This window comes from Alteromonas halophila (assembly GCF_014651815.1).
GTDB lineage: Bacteria > Pseudomonadota > Gammaproteobacteria > Enterobacterales > Alteromonadaceae > Alteromonas > Alteromonas halophila.
Genome location: NZ_BMXP01000003.1, coordinates 504,451 through 526,453 on the forward strand (window position 1 = coordinate 504,451; position 22,003 = coordinate 526,453).

Consider the following 22,003-nt stretch of genomic DNA (forward strand, 5'->3'; position numbering starts at 1 on the left):
GCTAGCCGGTTTCCAGGGTGTAAGATAACAGCTGATTTGATGCATAATAGGTTTTCTTGCAGTACAGAATTAAAGGGTGCGGTACAGATATGGATTTCACACAATGGATACACGATAAAAACTCTTCCAGTCACTGGTGGTTTGTAAAAAGACTGTCGGCTAATGACACTGGCCAGACAGACAGTCATCAGGTCGGGATCTATATACCTAAGCGACTTACAGACAACATCCTTAAACATATCTCGCGTACCGATATTAAGAATCCGGATTTACACCTGCCAGCGAAAATCGATTCCCATGGCATGCCTCAGCAGACTGTTCGTGTCATCTATTACAATTCAAAAAAACACGAAAACAAGCCAAAGGGTCGCGACGAACAACGAATTACGCAATGGAATACTGACCTCAGTGACAGTCCTTTGCAGGACGGAGCAAACACAGGTGCGATTGCGATTTTCTCTTTTGAGCTTGACCCGAACTCAGGTCAGGCAACCGGAATAAATGCCTGGATTTGTACAGGCCTTGAAGAAGAAAACCTGCTTGAATCCCTAATTGGAGAAGTGCTGCCCGGTGAACTCCTGGAAGAGCGCGCTGATAACCTTCTCTCCGGCTTTATACCTGCAAAACAAGTGGCGAAGACCAGGCTGATATTACCGGAACACTGGCGTACCGCTTTTCCCTCGGGAAAGGAGATTATCGACTATCTCGACGAAAACTTTCGATTCCAAACTACAGATCCGGATAAACTTCTGACTGATCGACGCAGGGAAGAGTACAAACTATTTCTTGAAGTTGAAAAGCTACATGTGCTTGATCAGGTCCAGGCGGGCTTTCAGTCTGTCGATGACTTTATTTCTTTAGCGAACTCTGTAAGCAACCGCAGAAAATCCAGATCCGGGAAATCACTGGAAATACACTTAGAGGATATATTCAGGAAATTTGGTCTTACAGAATTTGGAACACAGTGTAGAACCGAAGGCAATAAAAAGCCGGACTTTCTCTTTCCTTCCTGCGAGGCATACCGTGACAACGGCTTTAACCAGGACAAATTGCGAATGCTCGCTGTAAAAACAACCTGCAAGGACAGGTGGCGACAGATCCTGAACGAAGCCAACCGGATACCTTATAAGCACCTTTTTACTCTTCAGGAAGGGGTCTCGGAAAACCAGTTCCGTGAAATGCAGGATGAAAATGTAATTCTGGTTGTCCCTGAAAAATTAAAAGAAAAGTATCCAAAAGTTGTTCAGAGTAAAATTCTTTCGCTAAAGGACTTTATAAATCATACGAAGTCTGTTTAGTGAAATGGTCTAGAGCTCTTTCTTCGCTGGATACATCCTCTTATTTCAATAATTATATTGGCAATGATAGCTGTTGCAAACACTACAATCAGCTCGCCGGAACACTGGACAATATATGGCATTAATTCTAATTTTTCACCTGAACTGCGCATGCCAAAGCCTTCTTTAAAGGATAGCCAAAAACAAGCAGTACCCATCACAAGAATAGCAACAAAAAAATCAGAAAAGTTTAATTTCTTTTTGCTCTTAAGCTCTGCCCAGTACCCCGTCAAAAGTAGTGTTGTCGCGACACTATAAATTGCCACAAAAAACGATTTTAAATCCTGAAAGAAGAAGCCCACAATTATGGAGGATGATAGAATAATTGTCCCAAGTATGCTGTAGAACGTATGCTCCTTAATCTGTTCTTCTGTCATACTTAAGTTAGTTGACAAAAATTTTAGTGTTATTTTATCGTTAGCATTAGCGACCAAAAGGGTAACAAACTGTCCAAGAAAGGAAGCGAAAAAAATTATTAATATAACTACATATTCAAAATTGTGATTTAACTTTGCATATAAACTTATTACGACACTTACAATAAAAGAAAAGAAACCTAAGGTAAATATAGGTAGTGATGTGGCGATTTCGTACCTTTTTTGAACATCTTGCATAGCATATAAACTTAAAAATATAATATAAAGTGGTTAAAGGTATTATCACGAGTCCTTTATTTAAACATATTGAATAATAATTTACACCTTATTGCAGATTATATCTTCATTCTTAAGTTTTCGATGCATATAATCGTTCTTTTGCAGGATTAGTGATTTAAAAGAGTCATCCGGATCTAATATTGCGTGAGCTAATAGTGACGATTGGTCAACGTTTGTTGTTCTTATGGGCAGGGTGTTCTGTAAGCGCAATGAGCAGGCTATCAGACCGTTGTATCAGGAAAAAAATCAACGAGGACACCGACGAGGTGAAGCAAAGATACTTTGACGGTGTGGTCACTCTTGCTTCACAAGGCGTGCAGTATGCTGACAAAGAAGTCATTACCCGCGTTCACGAATGGCGTATTGGTAAGGCCTGAGATTTCCCGACGCTATCCATGCCGCGCAACGTGTAGAAGCCTGGGCAAGCTGTTGGGGTATCCGTCAGTTTCAACAAATCGGTGCCGGTTCGGTCACCGTTTGGCGTGAACTTCGGCGCTCAAAACAACTTAGCGGTCTATCCGAGTCATTTCACGCTATCTATGATGCTGCTGATACTGGCGATTGGTCAAGGTTCGTTATCCTAATGGGCGGCGCGTTCTGTAAACGCAATGAGCAGGTTATCAGACCGCTTTATATGGAAAAAATAAACGAGGACACCGGCGAAGTGAAGCAAAGTCACTTCGACGGTTTGGTCACAATGGCTTTAAAAGGTGTGCAGTATGCTGACAAAGAGGTCATTACCCGCATTCATGAGTGGCGCATTGAACATCAGTCAGAGAGAGCCGCATAGCGGCTCATCTGCTTTTACTTGGAGTTGTGTAAATAAGTGTACTAGAAGGCTCGTAATTTTACTGTGTAGCTGCCCAGAGCCAATATTCATGCTAGAAAGGAATATCATCATCAAAGTCGAATGAAACTTCTTTAGGTTTTAATGCATCCTCGTTCTCGAGAAGAGTATCTACACCAATCTCTGTAATTGTATATGTGTAATAGTCATTACCTTTGAAGTCATCAGTCTCTATCGATTTACTTATAAAACCCATCCTTTCTGACTTAATTAATGATATATGGATTAGTGAACTATCAAGGCCACGAAGGCAGTTGTTTATTTCGTGGAATTCGAGACCACTTGGTTTTTCTGTATGGCTCTTTAGACAGGCAGATAAAACACGAAAATCAAACTCTTTCAGCTGATAACTTGCTGGATTAGCGATTAACCTTTTGGTCTCTGATAAGCTTGCATGGTTAATTAAACCGAGCTGATTTACCTCTGATTTTATTAGTGAACAAGCACGATTTGTCGCAGACACAAAATCATTATCGGAACGGTTTGAATCGTAGTCCGCTGGTGTAACACCGAGAAGATCAGTTGGTAGGTGCATTTCTACGTCACGTGGCTTTAAAATAAAAGAACGGGACTTGCCGATTGCACCAACGAATAGCCCCATTTCAAAAATAACATTGTCCCGAACAACATGCTTTTTGCTATTTCTAATTGAGACAATATCGTCGGCGGCAAATATGAATAATGCAAAGTCTACAGCTGAAGATTTATCGACAAGATCATCGATAGTTGATGAAGAAAGCTTAAAAGTTCCATTTTTCCATATCGTCACCTCGAATTCATGGTCTAGGTTTACATTGACAGCTTCTGCTATCGGTAAACTTTCTGCAGACGAGGCAACGAAGATACGTGGCTTTCTCAAGATAACTTCCTTATTGCAAAGTATTAACGCTTTTTAATACGAAAAAAAATTAAAAGTAAACAAAAAAGCAATATTTCCCTAATGGATAAGCTTATTATCGCATAAGTCGCACGTAATCACTTTTCACTGAGTTTGGAACTGAGTCTGAGTCAATTAGTTGTAAACATAGTTTTAGGTTTCTACGGCAATTTCCATTGTTAGCTACGCGTCTTCCTACGGAAGAGTTTTTATCCGCTGCTGCCTTAATTAAAGTTGCTATTTCGCGAGGTGAGAAACTCTTAATCATCTCATCGTAATAAGGTACAGCTGCGTTAGAAACGCCATACCCGTTACCAATACGAGCACAAATCACAGTTTGAACAAAGCTATCCTGAATTGTTTCTGGAACAGCCCCCTGCTGCGTAACTTCCAGTAATCTTTCGGCAAAAGGCGGCTCATTATAAAAGTTATTCATTCCATTATGAACATTCCACAACCTTTCAATTGCTCTAGAATAGACAACATGTTGTTCGGATTCGTTTAGCAACCCGAGAAGCCCTAGCTTTTCAAAGAATTGCAAAGAGGCAGTATGTTTATCCTCCAATCCTTTCGCGACGTAGTCAGAGTGGTTATTGATCAGATCGGATTTTATTGATGCTGTGAAAGCGCTCATCAGATATCTACAAATATCGATTGCATTTAGACGAGCTGGCTCGGCAGTAGCAGGATCGCAGTATATGCCGTGAACCATGTTAACTAACATTTGTCGTTGTGCATCATGCGTTTCTGTTAATCTTTGTACCCAAATTTGGCATTGATTATCGTTAAACCTAGGGCCCTTGACCGCTGAAATAAAAGAGCTAATATCAACCCCTTTAGGTGAAGATGAGTCCGCCAAAGCGTATCGCACACAGCGGTTTAGGAATGTCGTGAATTCACGGTCATTGACCGTTCCCATCGTAGGGTGTGCTGCTGAAAAATTATTTCTAACTTCACGGCATTGGTCTAGAAAAAAGAAACCATCCTCATCGATAATATTTAACTTCAAGCATAACTCTAAAAGTTTGCTGTCTTGTAATTCTAATAAATGCTTTTCCTCAAAATCACTTTGAAGAATCTGAGCAACTACAGCTAAGCCGAAGTTTCTTATTTTTTGACGAAGTTGAAGAACCGCGGCATTCCAACTGTAGTTCATTGCGCCGTCAAACAAACCTGTACTAACAGCAACGCACATCCTTGCAATCAATTCGTCACGTAGGCTCTCTGGTATTTCTCTTAGCTCACGAGGTAAGTCCCTCCAAGCGTACTCAATCTCTTCTTGACTGGCTAAAACTTCTCGTGGAATCCCAAGGGCTGCTGTCAATTGTGTGATTGCAGGTAATACGGTATCTGGTAAAGCTGGAAGGCTAACGTCCTTTTTTACTATCATGTCACTCATGGTTTTCCCTTTCTCGACTTGTTACTTACATTTAACGATTATGTGGTGCGCACTTCACTAATCAGAATTTAGTTCTATCACAACAGCTCCCCACCTTCTACTCACCCAACCTTACGTCGAGGACTAAATTCAGCCAGAAAAGCTTACAGAGCTAGTTCTCTGTGAAACCGAATAAATAAAAACTTAAAAGTAAGACAGTCGATGAACATACTGCTACACATTTGCTACATATTTTAAAAAGGAGATTTTTCGAAGAAAGGAATCGGGCTACAGCCCTTTAATAATGGCGCACCCGATAGGATTCGAACCTATGACCTTTGCCTCCGGAGGGCAACGCTCTATCCAGCTGAGCTACGGGTGCATTGTGATATGTGGCAGCAAGAATTCGTGAAAAAATCGTAATTTTACTGCGTGTCCGGCGCGTTTGTGCGTGATGCATCAGGCCAGACCGGGCGTATGATACTGATGCAGGCGGTCTGCTTCAACTGATTTGTCGCCTTTGCGACTGACATTTGACCTGATTGATGGAATTTTATTCCCTTATTTTTATAGGTATTTAGTCTCAAACAGTTGTTCACACATCATTTACCGTTATAATCGGACGCGAGATAAAAGACTTGCAAGACTGCCTGGAGACAGATGTGAAATTGAAAACGTGGTTATGTGTCGTCGCGACTGCCCTGACTGTTCTTAGTGTTAACGCGCAAGAAGACAAAAACAAAGAGCTAATCGAGCGCATTAAGCCGGAAGGCCAGGTGCATGTAGCTGGCCAGAGCGCATCAGGTGATGCCGCTGGCGGTGGTGGCCCGCGTTCGGGCGAAGACATTTATAACTCTGCCTGTGTGGCCTGTCACGGTGCCGGTGTACTGGGCGCGCCTAAACTCCAGGTAGCGGCTGACTGGCAACCACGTCTGGACGAGCGTGGCCTGGATGGTATTTGGGAGAACGCCATCAACGGTATCAACGCCATGCCACCAATGGGTACCTGTGGTAACTGCTCTGAAGATGAAATTAAGAGCGCTATCGAGTATATGATTGAAGGTATTTAACTGCCACCTCACACATGGATGTAAGTGGTGTTTTTGAAGTAAATCGGTTAGCGTAGACAAATAATAATAAGTGTCTATGCACAAGTGGCTAATGGAATGTCATCGAATTTAACGCAGAATGAGTTGTCTGAAGCGGAACTGCGCGAGCTAATCCCACAGCTTCAGCAACTCACAGATAAGTACAAACGCGCTGAGCGCGTGCAGAAGGCGTTACTCGATATTTCCGAGCTGGCCAGCTCCGTTAGTCATTTAAATCGTCTGTATACCGCCATTCACGAGATTATCGGCGACTTCATGAACGCCGATAACTTCTTTGTCGCTTTTTACGAACGCGACGCCAATGTTATCGACTTTGCCTACTTTGTTGACGAGTTTGACGAGCAAACCGTTAAACAACTGCCCGCTGAACAGCTGATGGATGGCGTTACCGGCTATATCCTGAAAACCGGTAAGCATGTCTTTTTCGACCGCGAAGACGAACAACAGTTTTCTGAAGAAACCGGGGTACAGCTGTTCGGCGCACAGCCGGTGCAGCTACTGGGTGTGCCTCTTAAACGCGGCACCCAGGTTATTGGTGCCATGGTGGTGCAAACCTACGATGAGGCCGTCAGTTATACTCAGGAAGATCTGGAAGTATTGCTGTTTGTGTCCCAGCACATTGTTACCACGGTTGATCGTGTTAAAAACCGCGAACTGACCGAGCGCACCATCCGCGAGCGAACCCGTCAGTTACGACAGATTAACGATGATCTGCAGGAAGAAATTTTAGAACGTCAGAAAGTCGAGTCGCTGCAACAGGCCCTGTTCGAAATTTCTGAACTGGCGGCTAACCTTGAAGGGGATATGAACCTCTTCTATTCCAGTTTGCACGACATTCTGGCCCGCCTTATCAGCGCCCCTAACTGTTTTATTGCCATTGTTGATGAAGATCGCAATTATCTGGAGTTTCCCTATTTCAGTGACTCTAAGGCCGACTCTGCCGAACGCCGTCCACTGGGGCTTGGGCTCACCGAATTTGTGTTACGCACCGGCCAGGCCGAGCTGATTAACCCACCGCGGGTGCTGGAGCTGGCCGAACAGGGCGAGCTGGATGTGAGTGTGGCGCAAAGCATGTTAAACAGCGCCAACTCGTGGCTGGGCTCACCGCTGGTGGTGGATGGCGAAGTTTCCGGCGTGATTGCCGTGCAGACTTACGGCAAACATGCCAAATATAACGCCAAAGATTTAGAACTGCTGCGCTTTGTATCGCACCATATTGCCGTTGCCATGGAGCGTAAGCGCAGTACCGAAGCTATTCAGCGCTATAACACCGAGCTGGAAGAGCGGGTGCAGGAACGCACGGTTGAACTCGATCGCGCCAACCGCTTCCTTAAGCAGCAAATTGAGGAACGTAAAGAGATTGAGCTGAAACTCATTCACGACGCGCACCACGACTCGCTGACCGATTTACCCAACCGCACCATGTTCACCAGCCGTCTGGAGCTGGCTATTGCCAGCAAACAGCGTTATCAGGAAAACCTGTTTGCCGTGCTGTTTATCGATCTTGACCGCTTCAAGGTGATTAACGACACCCTTGGGCACCATGCTGGCGATGAATTCTTAGTTGAAGTGGCCCGTCGCATCTCGTTGTGTATTCGCGGTCATGACTTACTGGCCCGCCTGGGCGGCGATGAATTTGTGGTGTTGCTGGATAACTTTGACGATCTGGTGGATGTGCAGGAAGTGGCATCCCGCATTATTAAATCCATCTCTGAGCCTTTCGAGCTGGAAGGCAAGGAAATGTACAGCGGCGCCAGTATTGGTATAGCCCATATGGAGTCGTACTACCGCAGTGCCGAAGAAATTCTGCGCGATGCTGATGCGGCCATGTATCAGGCCAAAACCCTGGGCCGGGGCCGCATGGTGATGTTTGATAAAAGCATGCGCGAGCGCCTGATTGAAGAACTGGAGCTGGAAAACGAGTTTCGCCGTGCGCTGCGTGCAGGCGAGTTTGAGTTTTTCTTACAGCCAGTGATGAACCTTACCGACAATACGCCTCTGTATCATGAAATGTACGTGCGCTGGTCGCACCCGGTGTATGGTAAGGTGGCCCGTGAACAGTTTCGTCAGGTGGCCGAGCAAAGCGGCCTGACGCTGGATCTGGATCTGTTCCAGTTACGCAATGCCTGTGAACTGCTTCGTCAGGCCGGGAATAATGCTGACGCGCCTAAACAGGTCGCGGTGAATGTGTCGATTAACCACCTGTTACAGGCATCCATGGTGAATAAGATGATCGCCATGATTGAGGAGTACAACATCACTGCCAATGAGCTGGTGTTTGAGTTTGATGAAAACGACCTGAACCGCCGCTCGCAGTACATTCTGCCGGCCATTAAGAAGCTGAAACGCGCGGGGATCACGCTGGTACTGGATAATTTCGGCAGTGGCCTGGCGTCCTTAAGTTACCTGTTCGCCTATCCGTTCGACTTTATCAAAATTGATCATCGCTTTGTAAAATCGCTGCCACGCTCACAGCGTAACCTTAAACTGATCCAGTCGGTCATGCTGATTTCCGAACACCTGCGCTTTAAAGTAATAGCCGAAGGCATTGATCACAATTCACAGTTAAGTGCGCTGACTGAAATTGACTGCAAGTTTGGCCAGGGCAAGGTACTGGCGCGGGCCAGCACCCTGGATATAGCGTCGATGAAGGGCTAACGCCGCTATTTTTTACCCAGCATATCACGCAGGTTGGCAATGCTGGCCTGCCCTTTCTGCTGCCGGGCTTCAGCACTTTCTTTGGGCTTTTTGCTTTCCCACTGCACATCATCCGGCGGCAGCTCGAATAAGAAGCGGCTGGGCTCCGGCTGGATCACTTCACCAAACTGACGGCGCTCTTTGGCCAGTGAAAAGACCAGCTCGCGCTGGGCTCGGGTAATGCCCACATACGCCAGCCGCCGCTCTTCTTCTACGTTGTCTTCGTCCACACTGCTCTGATGCGGCAGCAGGCCTTCTTCCATGCCCACTAAAAACACAATGGGAAACTCCAGCCCTTTTGAAGCATGCAGGGTCATTAACTGCACCTGATCGGCGTCGCTGTCTTCCTCGCCGCGCTCCAGCATATCGCGCAATATCAGCCGGTTGACCACCTCGGTCAGGGTCATGGGCGGCTCCAGCTCGTTGCCTTCCAGCATATCACCTACCCAGCCAAATAAGGTACTCACATTAGCCATGCCCATCTCAGCCGCCTTGGGGCTGGGGCTTTGTTCATACAGCCATTCTTCGTACTGCATTGACTGGATCAGTTCGCGCACGGCGGCTTTGGTATCGCCGCGCGTGGCGTTATCGCTTAACGTGACCAGCCAGCGCCCGAAGCCAGATACCGCATTGTACGCACTGGTACTTAGCACCGAGCTAAGGCCATCGTGCATGGCCGCCTCAAACAGGCTGACGTTAAGCTCATTGGCAAAGTTACCCAGCTTTTGCAGCGTGGCGCGGCCAATGCCCCGGTGTGGCGTGTTTATTACCCGCAACAGGGCGTTGTCATCGTCCTGATTTACCAGCAGTCGCAGGTAAGCCATGATGTCTTTCACCTCGGTACGCCCGAAAAACGACATGCCGCCACTTATTTTGTAGGGAATACGGTTACTCATCAGCACCTTTTCAAACAGCCGGCTCTGATGATTGCCACGGTACAAAATGGCATAGTCACGAAACTGCGTGCGGTTCATAAATTTGTGCGCCAGCAATTCGGCCACCACCCGCTCGGCTTCGTGCTCCTCGTTTTTGGCCTCGATGACCTTCAGCGGCTCGCCATAGTGCAGCTCGGAAAACAGGGTTTTGTCGAACAGGTGCGGGTTATTCTGAATAAGAATATTGGCACAGTGCAGAATACGGCCGGAGGAGCGGTAGTTCTGCTGCAGCTTAATGACATTCAGGCGCGGGAAGTCCTGTTGCAACAGGTTCAGATTCTGCGGCTTGGCGCCGCGCCACGAGTAAATAGACTGATCATCATCACCCACCACGGTAAACCGGGCCCGCTCGCCCACCAGCAGCTTCACCAGCTCATACTGACTGGTATTGGTATCCTGGTACTCATCCACCAGCAGATAGCGAATTTTACTTTGCCAGCGCAGGCGGATCTCCTCGCTGGATTTCAGCAGCAGCGTGGGCAGTAAAATGAGATCGTCAAAATCCAGCGCATTGTAGGCGTTTAAATGATCCTGATATTGCCGGTACGCTTCGGCAAACTCACGCTCACCGGTACTGCTGGCCTGCTTTAACAGCGCATCGGGCAGAATAAGGTCGTTTTTCCAGTTGGAAATGCAGCTTTGCAGCAGTTTTAGCTGGTCTTTGTCACCGTCCAGCGTGTCGCGGGTAAGGTCGGTCAGCAGCGCCAGCGAGTCCTTGTCATCAAACAGCGAAAAGCCGGGTTTGTAACCTAAGGCTTTCACATCACGTTTAATGATTTGCAGGCCCAGGGTATGAAAGGTTGAGACCTTCAGGCCACGCGCCTCCGGTTTGCCCAGTGTCTGCGCCACCCGCTCTTTCATTTCCCGTGCGGCTTTGTTGGTAAAGGTTACCGCGGCAATATAGCGGGCCGGTAAGTCGCACTCTCTGACCAGGTACGCAATTTTATTGGTTATCACGCGGGTTTTACCACTGCCTGCCCCGGCCAGCACCAGGCAGGGGCCAGACACAAAGGTCACCGCATCTTGTTGCGCTTGGTTAAGTTTCATGTAACTCCAGAGTTATGCCGGGGACGACCGCGGTTTTGATTGCATGTGTGTCTGTTACCGATAGAATAGGGCCAACATGACGACGCGCATTATAAGGGAAAACCATGCTTGATCCGAAGAAACTCGAAGAAATCGCTAAACAACTCAGTGATGCGGTGCCTCCCGGTGTGCGCAATGCCGCCGAGGGCGCGGAAACCAAAATGAAGCAAATTCTGCAATCGCAGCTGGCCCGCCTGGACGTGGTCACCCGCGAAGAGTTCGACATTCAGAGCCAGGTGCTTATTCGCACCCGTGAAAAACTTGAAGCGATGGAAGAGCGCATCACCGCGCTGGAAGCCCAGCTCAACGACAACTAATTACGCCACCAGATAGTTCGCCAGCAGGCCCAGCGTCATTACAAGCCCGACATAGTGATTCTCAATAAAGGCTTTGAAGCATTCTTCACGCTGGCGCCGGCGAATTTGCTGATACTGGCGCACAAACAGCGCTGCACTGAACCCAATTGCCATGTAATACGGCCACACTGCGCCTGTCATTAGCCCTGCCATTATCAGCAACGCCAGCGTGATCAGCTGCAACATGACAATAATGACTTTGTCGAAACGGCCGAACAGAATTGCGGTCGACTTTATGCCCACCTTTACATCATCATTGCGGTCGACCATGGCATACATGGTGTCGTAGGCCACTGTCCAGGTTAAGTTGGCCAGAAACAACAGCCAGCCCCATTCGGGCACGGTTTCGGTAACCGCCATAAACGCCATGGGAATGGCCCAGCCGAACGCGGCGCCCAGTACCACCTGCGGCAGATGAGTATAGCGCTTCATAAAGGGGTAACAGGCGGCCAGCAGCAAGGCCACCACCGACAGTGCAATGGTCTGCCAGTTAAGCAGCAAGACCAGCGCAAAGGCCACCACAATTAACAGACCAAATAGCGTCAGCGCCTCTTTTTCGCTGACCTCGCCGGTTGCCAGCGGGCGTGCAGAGGTGCGTTCAACCGCGCCGTCTACATGGCGGTCAGCATAATCATTGATAACACAGCCAGCCGTGCGCATCACCACGACCCCGGCCACAAAAATCAGGGTAACGCCCATTCCGGGCAGCCCTTGTGACGCCATAATCAGCGCCCATAATGTGGGCCACAACAGCAGGTAAATGCCCACCGGCTTATCCAGCCGCATCAAACGGATATACGCATCCAGTTTATTCGCGTTAATGTGCGTTGCCATTCGCCCTATCCTTTCTCATACGCCGGCGCCGGCGGTAAAAAGACTTCTGCTACTATCATTCGGTAACCGTCGCGCGCAAAGCGTGAGCGACGCCCCCACAACGCCTTTCTGACTAAGTTATCACTGAACGCTGTCGATGGCAGTGTACATAGCTCGAATGCTGAGCGTGTGAAGCGTGCATCGTTAAACAGGCGCTTACCGAGCGGCTCACTGCCTAAATCGGCCAGTTCGCCATAAATCAGCGCATGCGGAATCACCGACCGCGCGAAGACCCACGGCACCCCATCGGCACACAGCAGCACTTCACGCACATCCACACTACCCTGATCGCTGCCCAGCCAATCCTGTTCGGCGCGGTGCATCTGTTGCTGCCCCTGCCCCAGTACAACAAGCTCGAACTGCCTGCACAGCGACTGCACCCGCTCGGTCAGTGAGCCGGTGTCCAGCAGCCAGTTCTTCAGATAAGGATCGGAAAATGCCACACTTTGCGGCGACTGCCAGTGTACATCCAGTCCGACGGGAAACGACCAATTACTTTGCAATGCAGCGGTCCTGTTTACGGTTTGTGGTTATAGTATCACTTCGCTAACCTCTGGTGCAGCCGCGCAGTTCACATTAGGTTACCTGTGCTTCTTAAACTTAAGCAGTAGTGTGTTATTGAATATATTTGATACACTTAGCGATATCTTTACATCCTGTAACCGACCTTCGGCAAAATCAGTTATGAAGCAATTTTTTACCCGCACGGCCGTACTGCTCTGCCTGCTTAGTGCTGCTGTGATCTCATTATCAGCACATTCACAGGATCGGCCGCGCTATGCGTACCTTGGCCTGGAGCCGGATATCGTGACCAATTATCTGGGTCCGACCTCGCGCAAGCTGGGCTATGTCCGTGTGACCGTTGAACTGATGGTCAATGATGTTGAACAACTGGAAATTGCTGAGCATCATATGCCGCTGCTGCGTGCCACCGCCATTGAGATCTTCGGCCAGCAACCTGAGGAAAAAATTAAGTCGCTGACCGGGCGCGAAGATATTCGCCGCGCTATTCTTAAAGCCATTCAGGATCTGATGAAAAACGAAACCGGTGCCGAAGTGGTCAAAGACGTGATCTTTACCAAGTACCTGTATCAGAGTTAGTCAGCGCTTACCTGCTCCAAGCGCAAGCAGTGCAGCCATGCCGCAGCCGGTGATTAAGCCAACGGTGTGCGCTGCATTGGCCATATTTACCCACAGCACATCGGCATACCCCAGCACCAGCCATACCAGCATGAAGCCCACAATTGAGTTACTTAACGACAACCCCCATTGTGGACGCAGCCAGCCCAGCCACCAGACAAAGCCCATCAGCGCATAGACCACGCCTGACAACCCGCCAAAGGGCAATAACATGCCACTAATGGGGTCGGTAAAAAACGACTGCGCAATATTGGAAAGAATGGCGGAGACACCAAACACCAGCAGCAGCATGCTTAAGCCCAGCGTGCGCTCTATTTGCGCGCCCAGCATGCCCCACCACAATAAATTAAACACAATATGTAAAATACTGAAGTGAATGAATGCCGGGCCAAGCACGCGCCACCACTGATTGTTTTCAAGCAGTACCGGCAGCGGCTGCATCATCACGTTTTGCGCGATGGGCGAAAACAGCCCGAACATAGACAGCAGGTAGGTCAGCACGCATACCGCAAACACTACAGCGGTGAAAGGCGCGTGGCGGGCGTTGGCAAGAATGTTCTGGCTCATGCGCGGGCCTTGACGGGCCAGTGTGACTTTCTCGCCCTGTTGCCAGGCGGCCTGCTGGTATTTAGGGTTCGCCGGGTCGCGTACAAACTGCTCGGCAATATCGCGGGCTTCCTCGCTCTGGCTGCCGTCGGCAAGCTCGACGAGAAAGCGCGCGTCCGGTTGTGGCGACACTGAGGCGTCGATGCCCTGGGTACGCAGATAATTGGCCAGCAACTGAGCCGGCCCCTGTTGCCGGAACGTGACTAACGGCGTGCTCACGAAGCGGTTTCCACTACCTGACCCTGGGAATGCCAGGCTTCAAAGCCGCCATCCATGCTGTACACATCCACAAAGCCCTGTTGTGCAATAATGTCAGCCGCCTGCTGACTGCTGATGCCGTGATAGCACACCACCACAACCGGCTGGGTTTTGGGGGTCTCGTTAATAAACGACGCAAAGTTGTCATTGCTTAAATGAATGGCCTCGGGCATACGCCCGTTAGCAAACGATTGCGGATCGCGTATATCAACAATCACCGGGGTGCTGTCCAGTTCAAGCACCCCGTCTACACTAATGTGAGAAAAATTCTGCATTACGTCCAGTCCAGAATAACTTTGCCGGATTCGCCCGAGCCCATGGTATCGAAACCTTTCTGAAACTCATCAATAGCAAACTGATGGGTGATCACAGGCGACAGATCCAGACCGCTTTGCAGCAGGCTGGCCATTTTGTACCAGGTTTCGAACATCTCACGGCCGTAAATGCCTTTGATCACCAGACCTTTAAAAATCACCTCGTTCCAGTTAATCGCCACGTCAGACGGCGGAATGCCCAGCATCGCCACCTTGCCACCGTTATTCATGCTGTCCAGCATGTCGCGAAAGGCAGCGGGTACGCCGGACATTTCCATGCCGATGTCAAAGCCTTCGGTCATGCCCAGTTCGTTCATCACGTCGGTCAGGCTTTCCTTACTGACATCCACGGCGCGGCTGGCACCCATTTTTTTGGCCAGATCCAGGCGGTACGGGTTAATGTCGGTGATCACTACATGGCGTGCGCCTACATGACGGGCTACAGCAGCAGCCATAATTCCAATAGGCCCGGCCCCGGTGATCAGCACGTCTTCGCCAACTAAGTCAAAACTCAGTGCCGTGTGCACGGCATTGCCGAAGGGGTCGAAAATCGACGCCATGTCATCACTGATGTTATCCGGAATTTTAAACGCGTTGAACGCCGGGATCACCAGATACTCAGCAAACGCGCCGGGACGGTTAACGCCTACCCCAGACTCGTTGCGGCACAGATGACGACGCCCGGCCCGGCAGTTACGGCAGTGTCCGCAGGTGATATGGCCTTCGCCTGACACCCGATCACCTACCTCAAACCCACGTACTTCCTGGCCCATGCCGACCACTTCACCCACATATTCATGGCCGACAACCATGGGTACCGGAATAGTTTCCTGCGCCCACTCGTCCCAGTTATAGATGTGCATGTCGGTGCCGCAAATGGCGGTTTTACGAATTTTAATCAGCAGGTCGTTGTGACCCACTTCCGGCTCTGGCGAGTCTTCCAGCCAGATGCCTTTCTCAGAATGCTTTTTTACCAGGGATTTCATGATATCACTCCCATTTCGCGGCCGATTTCAATGAAGGCATCCACAGCTTTGTCGATTTGTTCAATGGAATGACCGGCCGACATTTGTGTACGGATCCGGGCCTGACCTTTTGGTACCACCGGGTAAGAGAAACCAATCACGTAAATGCCTTTTTCCAGCAGTTTGTCTGCCATGTCGCTGGCCAGTTTCGCATCGCTCAGCATCACCGGAATAATCGGGTGGTCTTTGCCCGCCAGAGTGAAGCCTGCCTCTTCCATGCGGCGACGGAAATGTTCGGTATTACGCCACAGCTGTTCGCGCAGCTTATGCCCGTTTTCCAGCATTTCGAAGACTTTAAGCGACGCCGAGACAATCGGTGGTGCCACAGAGTTAGAGAACAGGTAAGGACGTGAACGCTGGCGCAGCCATTCCACTACCTCTTTCTTACCGGTGGTATAGCCGCCGGAAGCGCCGCCTAAGGCTTTGCCCAGGGTACCGGTGATAATGTCCACGCGGCCCATCACATCACAGTATTCATGGCTGCCGCGGCCATTTTCACCTAAAAAGCCGGTGGCGTGGCAGTCATCGACCATGACCAGTGCGTTGTATTTGTCGGCCAGGTCGCAGATGGCAGCCAGGTCGGCGATGACCCCGTCCATTGAGAACACGCCATCGGTCGCAATCACTTTAAACCGTGCGCCGTCGGCATCGGCCTGTTTCAGCTGGTCTTCCAGCGAACTCATGTCGTTGTTGGCATAACGGTAGCGTTTAGCCTTACACAGACGTACACCGTCGATGATGCTGGCATGATTTAAGGCATCAGAAATAATGGCGTCTTCGGGCCCCAGCAGCGTTTCAAACAGGCCGCCGTTGGCATCAAAACAGGATGGATAGAGAATAGTGTCTTCGGTGCCCAGAAAGTGGCTGATAGCGCCTTCAAGCTGTTTATGAATGTCCTGCGTGCCGCAGATAAAACGCACCGAGGCTACGCCAAAGCCGTGACTGTCGAGGCCTTCTTTGGCTGCCGCAATTAAATCCGGATGGTTCGCCAGCCCCAGGTAGTTATTGGCGCAAAAGTTAATGACGTGGTCGCCATCGCTGACATCGATATCGGCTTTCTGCTGCGATGTAATCACGCGCTCGCGTTTGTAGAGCCCGTCATCTTTGGTGCTCTCAATTTGTGAGCGAAGGTGTGAAATAAATGCGTCGGACATGCCATTCTCCAGTTCGCTAAAAACGTTGTAGTGTAATGAATACGGCGCACAGGGTATAGCATAGTGCGCCGTTGCGCGGAGCAAACGCGACTAAGTGTGTAAATTTATCCGCACACCGGCAGGTCGTCCGCCCACGTTCCCTGATGGAGTTTATCATCCAGTGTTGTCCACAGCGCATGTTCACTAATCGGCCTGCTGATAAGGTAGCCCTGCCCCTGATGACACTCGTACTGGCACAGTAATTCATACTGATGCGCCGTTTCCAGACCTTCGGCTATCACCTCCAGCCCCATGCTTCGCACCATGGCGATGGTGGAGTACACAATACTGCGGTCGTCCATACTTTCCGCCATTTCCGCAATAAACGACTGATCAATTTTAATAAAGTCGGCCGGCAGCGACTTCAGATAACTCAGCGACGAATAGCCTGTCCCAAAGTCGTCAATGGCAATCATCACGCCCATATCGCGTATGGCTTTCATGATCGATGTGGCCCGGGGCAGGTCTGCCACCAATACGGTTTCAGTCAGTTCCAGCGCCAGCTGTGACGGCGGGATGTCCTGGGCAATCACCTGCTCCTGTAAAAATGCCGGCAGGCTGGCATCGATAAAGTGGCCTGAGGACACGTTCACGGCCATTTTCACATCGGTAAAGCCTCGTCTGATCAGATCTTTCAGCAACACCGTGGCCCGTTTAATCACCCAGTGGTCCAGCTCCAGCATAAATGCGGTATTTTCAAGCAACGGAATAAAATCACCGGGCGGGATCAGCCCACGCTCCGGATGTTGCCAGCGCAATAAGGCTTCAAACCCGACCAGTTTGCGGGTTTTCAGTTCCAGTTGAGGCTGCAGCGCTAAAAAGAACTGGTTTTCGTTCAGGGCAATACGCGCTTCCCGTTCCATTTCTACCTTGTGCATGACCTTCTGGTTCATTGCAGCGTCGTAAACACGGTAGCCAGCGCCCTGCTTGCTTTTCACATCGTACATGGCGATATCGGCATGGCGCAGTAGCTCAACCGCATTAATGGTGGCCTCCTGGGTAATGGCAATGCCTATACTCACCGAAATGTAGAACTGCATATCTTCCACTTCGATGGGCGTGGTGAACTGCGCCAGGATCTGCTCTGCTGTGCGGTCAATCTGTTCGCGGTCGCGCACATCCGGCAGCAGCACCACAAACTCATCCCCGCCGAAGCGCGAGGCAATATCGGTTTCACCCAGCGGTTTTGAAATACGAAGCGCCGCCGCTTTTAACAGTTTATCGCCGACGTCGTGACCATAACTGTCATTCACTTTCTTAAAGTCGTCGAGATCCATAAACATCAGTGCCACCCAGTCGCCACTGTGCCGGGCACTGTTTAACTGTTTCTCAATCTGGAAGGTCAGCATATTACGGTTAGGCAGGCCTGTTAGTCCGTCAAACATGGCCATTTTTTCAAGCTTGGCAGTGTTAATGGCCATTTGTCCGTCAATTTCTTCAAGCTGTGTTGCCAGATCCGTGGTCACATGTTGCAGCACATCCAGCTCATCTGAAAGCGTGCTGTGCTTACGGCCACTGAAGGTATTGCTTTGCTCAAACTCTCGGAATTTATGCTCGGCCAGCAGCGGCAGACGGCGGCTCAGGCTCATCAGCTTGCGGCCATACTGACTTAAAAATGCAAAAAACAGCACACTGAACAGGGCAAAGATGCCCGCGGCGCTGCCCACCACCAGCTGTTCATACTGGTTGGCCTGCGCGACCGTGGAACTGATATCCTGGATCACCAGAATATAGGCCGGGTTATTGTTCATGGTATCCAGAGGCAGCAGGTCTGCCAGCAAATGCTTACCCTGAAAATACAGCCGTACACCCTCTTTCGTCAGCGAATCCAGGTCTTCTGAAAGCGACAGCCTTTCAATAATGCCGTTAATATAGTCGCGGTTTTCCGGGGTCAGCCGGCTTGAGATATTCAGGCTGCGCAGGTTAGCGTCGGTGGTGACCATGGCAACCTTGTGGGCGCCGGTCGACTGCGTAAGCAACGACAGTATTTCAACCATACGGGTCGCTACCACCATGACCGGTACTGCGGCATCGTTGGTCATCAGCGGCAGCGTGACATAGCGCACACAGTCCTGCTGACAGTTGACGGTGGTCACACTGTGCAGTTCCTCACGGGTGCGCGCCACCAGCGCTTCAAGAAAGTCCGGTGCCGGTGCCGAGGCATGCTGTAGACGTTGCTGGTATAGCCAGTAATTATCAACCTGCATGTTTAGCGACAGGTACTCACTGGCCGCATCCAGCGCGCTGGCTATTTCGGTCGTGTCGGCCTGGCCAATAAATTCCGCATTAGAAAAGGCATCCAGCCACAGCACGGTGCGGTTTTGCAGCACGTCCTCGTAGAGCTGCAAAAAACGCACATGCCGGTTGTGCGACTGCATGTGTTCACGTTCAATGCTGGTTTCAGACTGGTCAATCAGCAGCGCGGTGATAACCACGGTTATCGACAGCATCATGATCAGTAATATGATCATAACCTTGGTGGTAAGCGATAACTTTACCCGCATAGTCTCAGAACCAGTACATCAGTTGCGCAGACCACATCCGCCACTCTGGCTCCGTGCCAATCGTCGTAAACGGACTGATAAAGCCGATTGTCCTGGCGCCCCCGTCTACCCAGTGATGCTCTGCCTGAAAGCGCCAGCGCGGAGCAATATCCCAGCGAAAGCCCACCGATTTAGTACGCATGTAACCAAAGTAGCGGGGTACAGTACCGCCACTGGCGGCTTCAAGCCGTTCACCGCTTTTATCGTTGCGGTACAGATAAAACGCATCAAAGCTGAGTAACATGCTGAAGTTGTCATCCCACAGGTATCGGAACTGTGCAAAACCGCCTTCACCAATACGCCGGTTGTAAAAGTCCGGTGCCAGTACGCCGGTATCGGTCTGGTACTCGCGCAGAATTTCACTGCTGAATTCCCAGTTCTCACTGAAATACTGAATACTCAGCATCAGTCTGTCGACATCAGTCGTACCCTCCAGCAGAAAATCGGTAGCGGCCGGTTCGTAGCGGAAGTCGGAATCCAGTGCACTAAGACCAATGCGCCACGACATATCTGCTGGCTGCCAGTATACGCTCAGCTGGTGCACAAAGTCCTGCTTGGCCCTGCCCTGCGCAATATCACCCAGCAGAGACTTGGTTTGCGTATCGCTGATGTCTGAGCGGCCGTAACTCCAGTCAATCTCCCAAATTCCTTCGTCAGTGAACCGTTTAAACTGGGCCTGTATACCATCACTGCCCAGTGCAATATCACGAAAACGGTCAAAGTAAACCGACTGGGGAAGTACTGCAGTGGCCCGGGTTTGTGGCACATCGCGAGTGGCCGAATACAGCCAGTGACGGTTCTTATAGCGGCCAATATGCAACTGCGTTTTCCAGCCGGCAAACTCTGGCAGTGACCAGTCAATAAACAGGTAGTCGACGCGTGCGCCTTTATCAAAGCGGTTACCGCCGTCCAGATACACTGCCTGACCCACTACCGATACAGACTGATTAATGTCTACCCGGCCGTTGATGCCAATTTCAGTCAGCTCCAGGCTGATATCATTGTGATCAGTGATGAAATTACTGTCCACCGACTGCGTGAGTCCCTGCGACACATAGCCGTGCAATGACACATCCTGTGCCATGGCGAGGGTTCCGGTAGACAGCAGTAAGAGGGCAAGAGCCATGCGAGTCATTGTGAATTTACCTCTAGCGATTTGGCATTGCTGAACATCCCTTCTTCGGCGTAGCCGATAGCCCCGGGGGTTTCCAATACTGCATTAATGAGTGCTTGTTGCGAGTCCAGGCGCACGGGCGGTTCGCCCTGACCTGAATAAGTGATTTGGTTCCACAGCCTTTCCAGCTGATAGGGAAACATTTTGAGTGTTTCACGGCAGAACGTTTTATGTGCCGGTGCATTGTTGTCCAGCACGAACACGCGGATCCTGCTGCCATCGCGCCAGAACTGACGGTGGCCGGTAAAAATCTGACGGATATCGGTTTTCGACAGACTGCCTTCGCTTACATCGTCGTTCACAATGACAACCACAGAGGCACTGGCTGTCATTGGCGCAACGATACTCAGCATCAGAGCCAGTGTCAGGCCATAAAGCCAGTTTGCTGTCCTGTGTCCCCGGCAATTACCTAAAATCGTCAACGGGTACGTCTCCCTGTGCATAGTGCGAAGCGGTTGTGTTGATTGTTATTATTGTAGTTAATCTGCATATATTGTGCTGACAAGTCTGACCGGCCTGGATGAATTTAGCCAAGTACGCGATCAATAGCCTGTTCTACCTGCGCAACATCAATGCGCGCCATCAGGCTGTCTCCTTTCGCTCTAACGCCCCAGGGAAGCGCTGTCCAGGGTTTGCCCTGCTGCTCTTCAATACACTGATCATACACGGAGACAACCTTATCCAGATCACGGTAAGGACCGGTACGGCGCGGATTAGAGTGTGCGTACAGCCCTATCACAGGTGTCCCCACCGTCGTCGCCATATGTGCCGGCCCGGTATCAGGCGCAATCACCAGTTGTGCATGCGATAGCAGTGCCAGTAACTGATGCAGTGATGTTTGTCCGGTCAAATCGGCCGCAACCGGTGGCGAAAAAGTCTGTATCTGCGCTGCCGTCTGTTTATCCAACACACCAGGTCCGCCGCAAAGTACCACAGCTTTTCCTTTTTCAAAGAGATACCTGGCGATACTTGCGTATCGCTGCGGCAACCAATTACGCTGGGCTTTGCTGGCCGTGGGCGATATCACCACAAAGTCGCCCAGCCTGTCGGCCTGCTGCTGAGCCCAGCGACGGTCTTCATCACTGACCGGGATTTGCCATTGCGGCTGGCTGACCGGCGGCACGCCCAGCGCGTCGGCAAAGTCCATAAACCCGTCCAGGACATGGGCATGCTGATGAGGCGCAACCCGCTTATTCGCGAACAGCCAGTGCAGCTCTTTGCTGCGGGCCCAGTCAAAGCCGATGCGTTGTTTTGCGCGAATCACCCGTGATGCAAGGTTCGCGCGCAGGGCAACCTGCATCATCAGCAGCGCGTCAAACGTTTCACCGGCCACGGCTTGTCTGAGCTGTCGAACGGCATCCCGACCCTGCGACTTGTCAAAGATTATAAAGCGCACGTTGGGCATCAGCCGGACAAGCTGATATTCTATTTTACCAATGACCCAGGTGATTTCAGCATCTGGCCAGTGAGTCTGTATGCGGTTGATCATGGCCACGGCATGGCACACATCGCCAATGGCAGACAGCCGCATTATGCATATCTTCTTTCTCACTCAACCTCTCTGTGATTTTGTGCGTAGGGGAATACTAAGGAAGATGC

General features: G+C 50.3%; 21 protein-coding genes and 1 tRNA gene. 7 read left to right on the plus strand and 15 right to left on the minus strand.

What is annotated here, in order from left to right; translation table 11 throughout:
* Positions 1–89 precede the first annotated feature (89 nt).
* Positions 90–1,298 carry a type II restriction endonuclease gene (locus tag IE054_RS09385; RefSeq protein ID WP_189405657.1) on the plus strand — a complete coding sequence of 403 codons (1,209 nt, stop codon included), beginning with the start codon at positions 90–92 and terminating at the stop codon, positions 1,296–1,298.
* On the opposite strand, the gene IE054_RS09390 is transcribed toward IE054_RS09385, so the two are convergent.
* The gene (locus tag IE054_RS09390) at positions 1,295–1,951 is read right to left on the minus strand and encodes a hypothetical protein (RefSeq protein WP_189405659.1); all 657 of its coding nucleotides are present in this window, start codon (positions 1,949–1,951) and stop codon (positions 1,295–1,297) included. The two genes, IE054_RS09385 and IE054_RS09390, sit on opposite strands and share 4 nt — an antisense overlap.
* Before the next feature lie 251 nt (positions 1,952–2,202).
* On the opposite strand from IE054_RS09390, the gene IE054_RS09395 reads away from it, so the two are divergent.
* Together IE054_RS09395 and IE054_RS17860 are read left to right on the plus strand one after the other, a co-directional pair.
* Positions 2,203–2,370 carry a hypothetical protein gene (locus IE054_RS09395; RefSeq protein WP_229805055.1) on the plus strand — a complete coding sequence of 56 codons (168 nt, stop codon included), beginning with the start codon at positions 2,203–2,205 and terminating at the stop codon, positions 2,368–2,370.
* A 206-nt stretch (positions 2,371–2,576) separates the two neighbouring features.
* Positions 2,577–2,783, plus strand: a complete 207-nt coding sequence (locus IE054_RS17860) for a hypothetical protein (RefSeq protein WP_229805056.1) — start codon at positions 2,577–2,579, stop codon at positions 2,781–2,783.
* A 91-nt stretch (positions 2,784–2,874) separates the two neighbouring features.
* Here IE054_RS17860 and IE054_RS09405 read toward each other — a convergent pair whose 3' ends face one another.
* The 3 genes from IE054_RS09405 to IE054_RS09415 all read right to left on the minus strand — a co-directional run bounded on the left by IE054_RS09405 (position 2,875) and on the right by IE054_RS09415 (position 5,477).
* Positions 2,875–3,699, minus strand: a complete 825-nt coding sequence (locus IE054_RS09405) for a TIR domain-containing protein (RefSeq protein WP_189405662.1) — start codon at positions 3,697–3,699, stop codon at positions 2,875–2,877.
* A gap of 94 nt (positions 3,700–3,793) precedes the next feature.
* Positions 3,794–5,116 (minus strand): hypothetical protein, encoded by a 1,323-nt coding sequence (locus IE054_RS09410; protein WP_189405664.1) that lies wholly within the window; start codon positions 5,114–5,116, stop codon positions 3,794–3,796.
* Between the two features lie 284 nt (positions 5,117–5,400).
* Positions 5,401–5,477 (minus strand) — tRNA-Arg (locus tag IE054_RS09415).
* 280 nt (positions 5,478–5,757) lie between these two features.
* Here IE054_RS09415 and IE054_RS09420 point away from each other — a divergent pair.
* Complete coding sequence (locus tag IE054_RS09420; RefSeq protein ID WP_189405666.1) at positions 5,758–6,165, plus strand: c-type cytochrome; 408 nt, start codon at positions 5,758–5,760, stop codon at positions 6,163–6,165.
* A 96-nt stretch (positions 6,166–6,261) separates the two neighbouring features.
* The gene (locus IE054_RS09425; protein WP_189405669.1) at positions 6,262–8,862 is read left to right on the plus strand and encodes a bifunctional diguanylate cyclase/phosphodiesterase; all 2,601 of its coding nucleotides are present in this window, start codon (positions 6,262–6,264) and stop codon (positions 8,860–8,862) included.
* Between the two features lie 5 nt (positions 8,863–8,867).
* Here IE054_RS09425 and rep read toward each other — a convergent pair whose 3' ends face one another.
* A complete protein-coding gene (gene rep / locus IE054_RS09430; RefSeq protein ID WP_189405672.1) occupies positions 8,868–10,883 on the minus strand; it encodes a DNA helicase Rep in 2,016 nt (671 codons plus the stop codon).
* A gap of 104 nt (positions 10,884–10,987) precedes the next feature.
* Between rep and ubiK the strand changes: the two genes are divergently transcribed.
* Positions 10,988–11,239 (plus strand): ubiquinone biosynthesis accessory factor UbiK, encoded by a 252-nt coding sequence (gene ubiK / locus IE054_RS09435; RefSeq protein WP_189405684.1) that lies wholly within the window; start codon positions 10,988–10,990, stop codon positions 11,237–11,239.
* Here the strand turns inward: ubiK and ubiA are convergent, their stop codons facing one another.
* The gene (gene ubiA, locus IE054_RS09440) at positions 11,240–12,112 is read right to left on the minus strand and encodes a 4-hydroxybenzoate octaprenyltransferase (protein WP_189405686.1); all 873 of its coding nucleotides are present in this window, start codon (positions 12,110–12,112) and stop codon (positions 11,240–11,242) included.
* A gap of 5 nt (positions 12,113–12,117) precedes the next feature.
* Positions 12,118–12,654 (minus strand): chorismate--pyruvate lyase family protein, encoded by a 537-nt coding sequence (locus IE054_RS09445; protein ID WP_189405688.1) that lies wholly within the window; start codon positions 12,652–12,654, stop codon positions 12,118–12,120.
* 181 nt (positions 12,655–12,835) lie between these two features.
* Between IE054_RS09445 and IE054_RS09450 the strand changes: the two genes are divergently transcribed.
* On the plus strand, positions 12,836–13,252 hold the full coding sequence (locus IE054_RS09450) for a flagellar basal body-associated protein FliL (RefSeq protein ID WP_189405690.1): 417 nt from the start codon (positions 12,836–12,838) through the stop codon (positions 13,250–13,252).
* On the opposite strand, the gene glpG is transcribed toward IE054_RS09450, so the two are convergent.
* The 8 genes from glpG to IE054_RS09490 form a co-directional block, all read right to left on the minus strand.
* Positions 13,253–14,116, minus strand: a complete 864-nt coding sequence (gene glpG, locus IE054_RS09455; protein ID WP_189405692.1) for a rhomboid family intramembrane serine protease GlpG — start codon at positions 14,114–14,116, stop codon at positions 13,253–13,255.
* Positions 14,113–14,430: a thiosulfate sulfurtransferase GlpE gene (glpE, locus tag IE054_RS09460; protein WP_189405695.1), complete on the minus strand. Its 318-nt coding sequence runs from the start codon at positions 14,428–14,430 to the stop codon at positions 14,113–14,115. The genes glpG and glpE overlap by 4 nt, the downstream gene beginning before the upstream one ends.
* Complete coding sequence (tdh, locus tag IE054_RS09465) at positions 14,430–15,455, minus strand: L-threonine 3-dehydrogenase (RefSeq protein WP_189405696.1); 1,026 nt, start codon at positions 15,453–15,455, stop codon at positions 14,430–14,432. The genes glpE and tdh overlap by 1 nt, the downstream gene beginning before the upstream one ends.
* On the minus strand, positions 15,452–16,648 hold the full coding sequence (gene kbl, locus IE054_RS09470; protein WP_189405698.1) for a glycine C-acetyltransferase: 1,197 nt from the start codon (positions 16,646–16,648) through the stop codon (positions 15,452–15,454). The genes tdh and kbl overlap by 4 nt, the downstream gene beginning before the upstream one ends.
* Positions 16,649–16,752: 104 nt before the next feature.
* Positions 16,753–19,191, minus strand: coding sequence for a putative bifunctional diguanylate cyclase/phosphodiesterase (locus IE054_RS09475; protein ID WP_189405700.1), 2,439 nt, complete (start codon positions 19,189–19,191; stop codon positions 16,753–16,755).
* 4 nt (positions 19,192–19,195) lie between these two features.
* Positions 19,196–20,365, minus strand: coding sequence for a hypothetical protein (locus tag IE054_RS09480; protein ID WP_229805057.1), 1,170 nt, complete (start codon positions 20,363–20,365; stop codon positions 19,196–19,198).
* The gene (locus tag IE054_RS09485) at positions 20,362–20,826 is read right to left on the minus strand and encodes a type 2 periplasmic-binding domain-containing protein (protein ID WP_189405702.1); all 465 of its coding nucleotides are present in this window, start codon (positions 20,824–20,826) and stop codon (positions 20,362–20,364) included. Before IE054_RS09485 ends, IE054_RS09480 begins: the two co-directional genes overlap by 4 nt.
* A 104-nt stretch (positions 20,827–20,930) precedes the next feature.
* Complete coding sequence (locus IE054_RS09490) at positions 20,931–21,956, minus strand: glycosyltransferase family 9 protein (RefSeq protein WP_229805058.1); 1,026 nt, start codon at positions 21,954–21,956, stop codon at positions 20,931–20,933.
* Between the last annotated feature and the right edge of the window lie 47 nt (positions 21,957–22,003).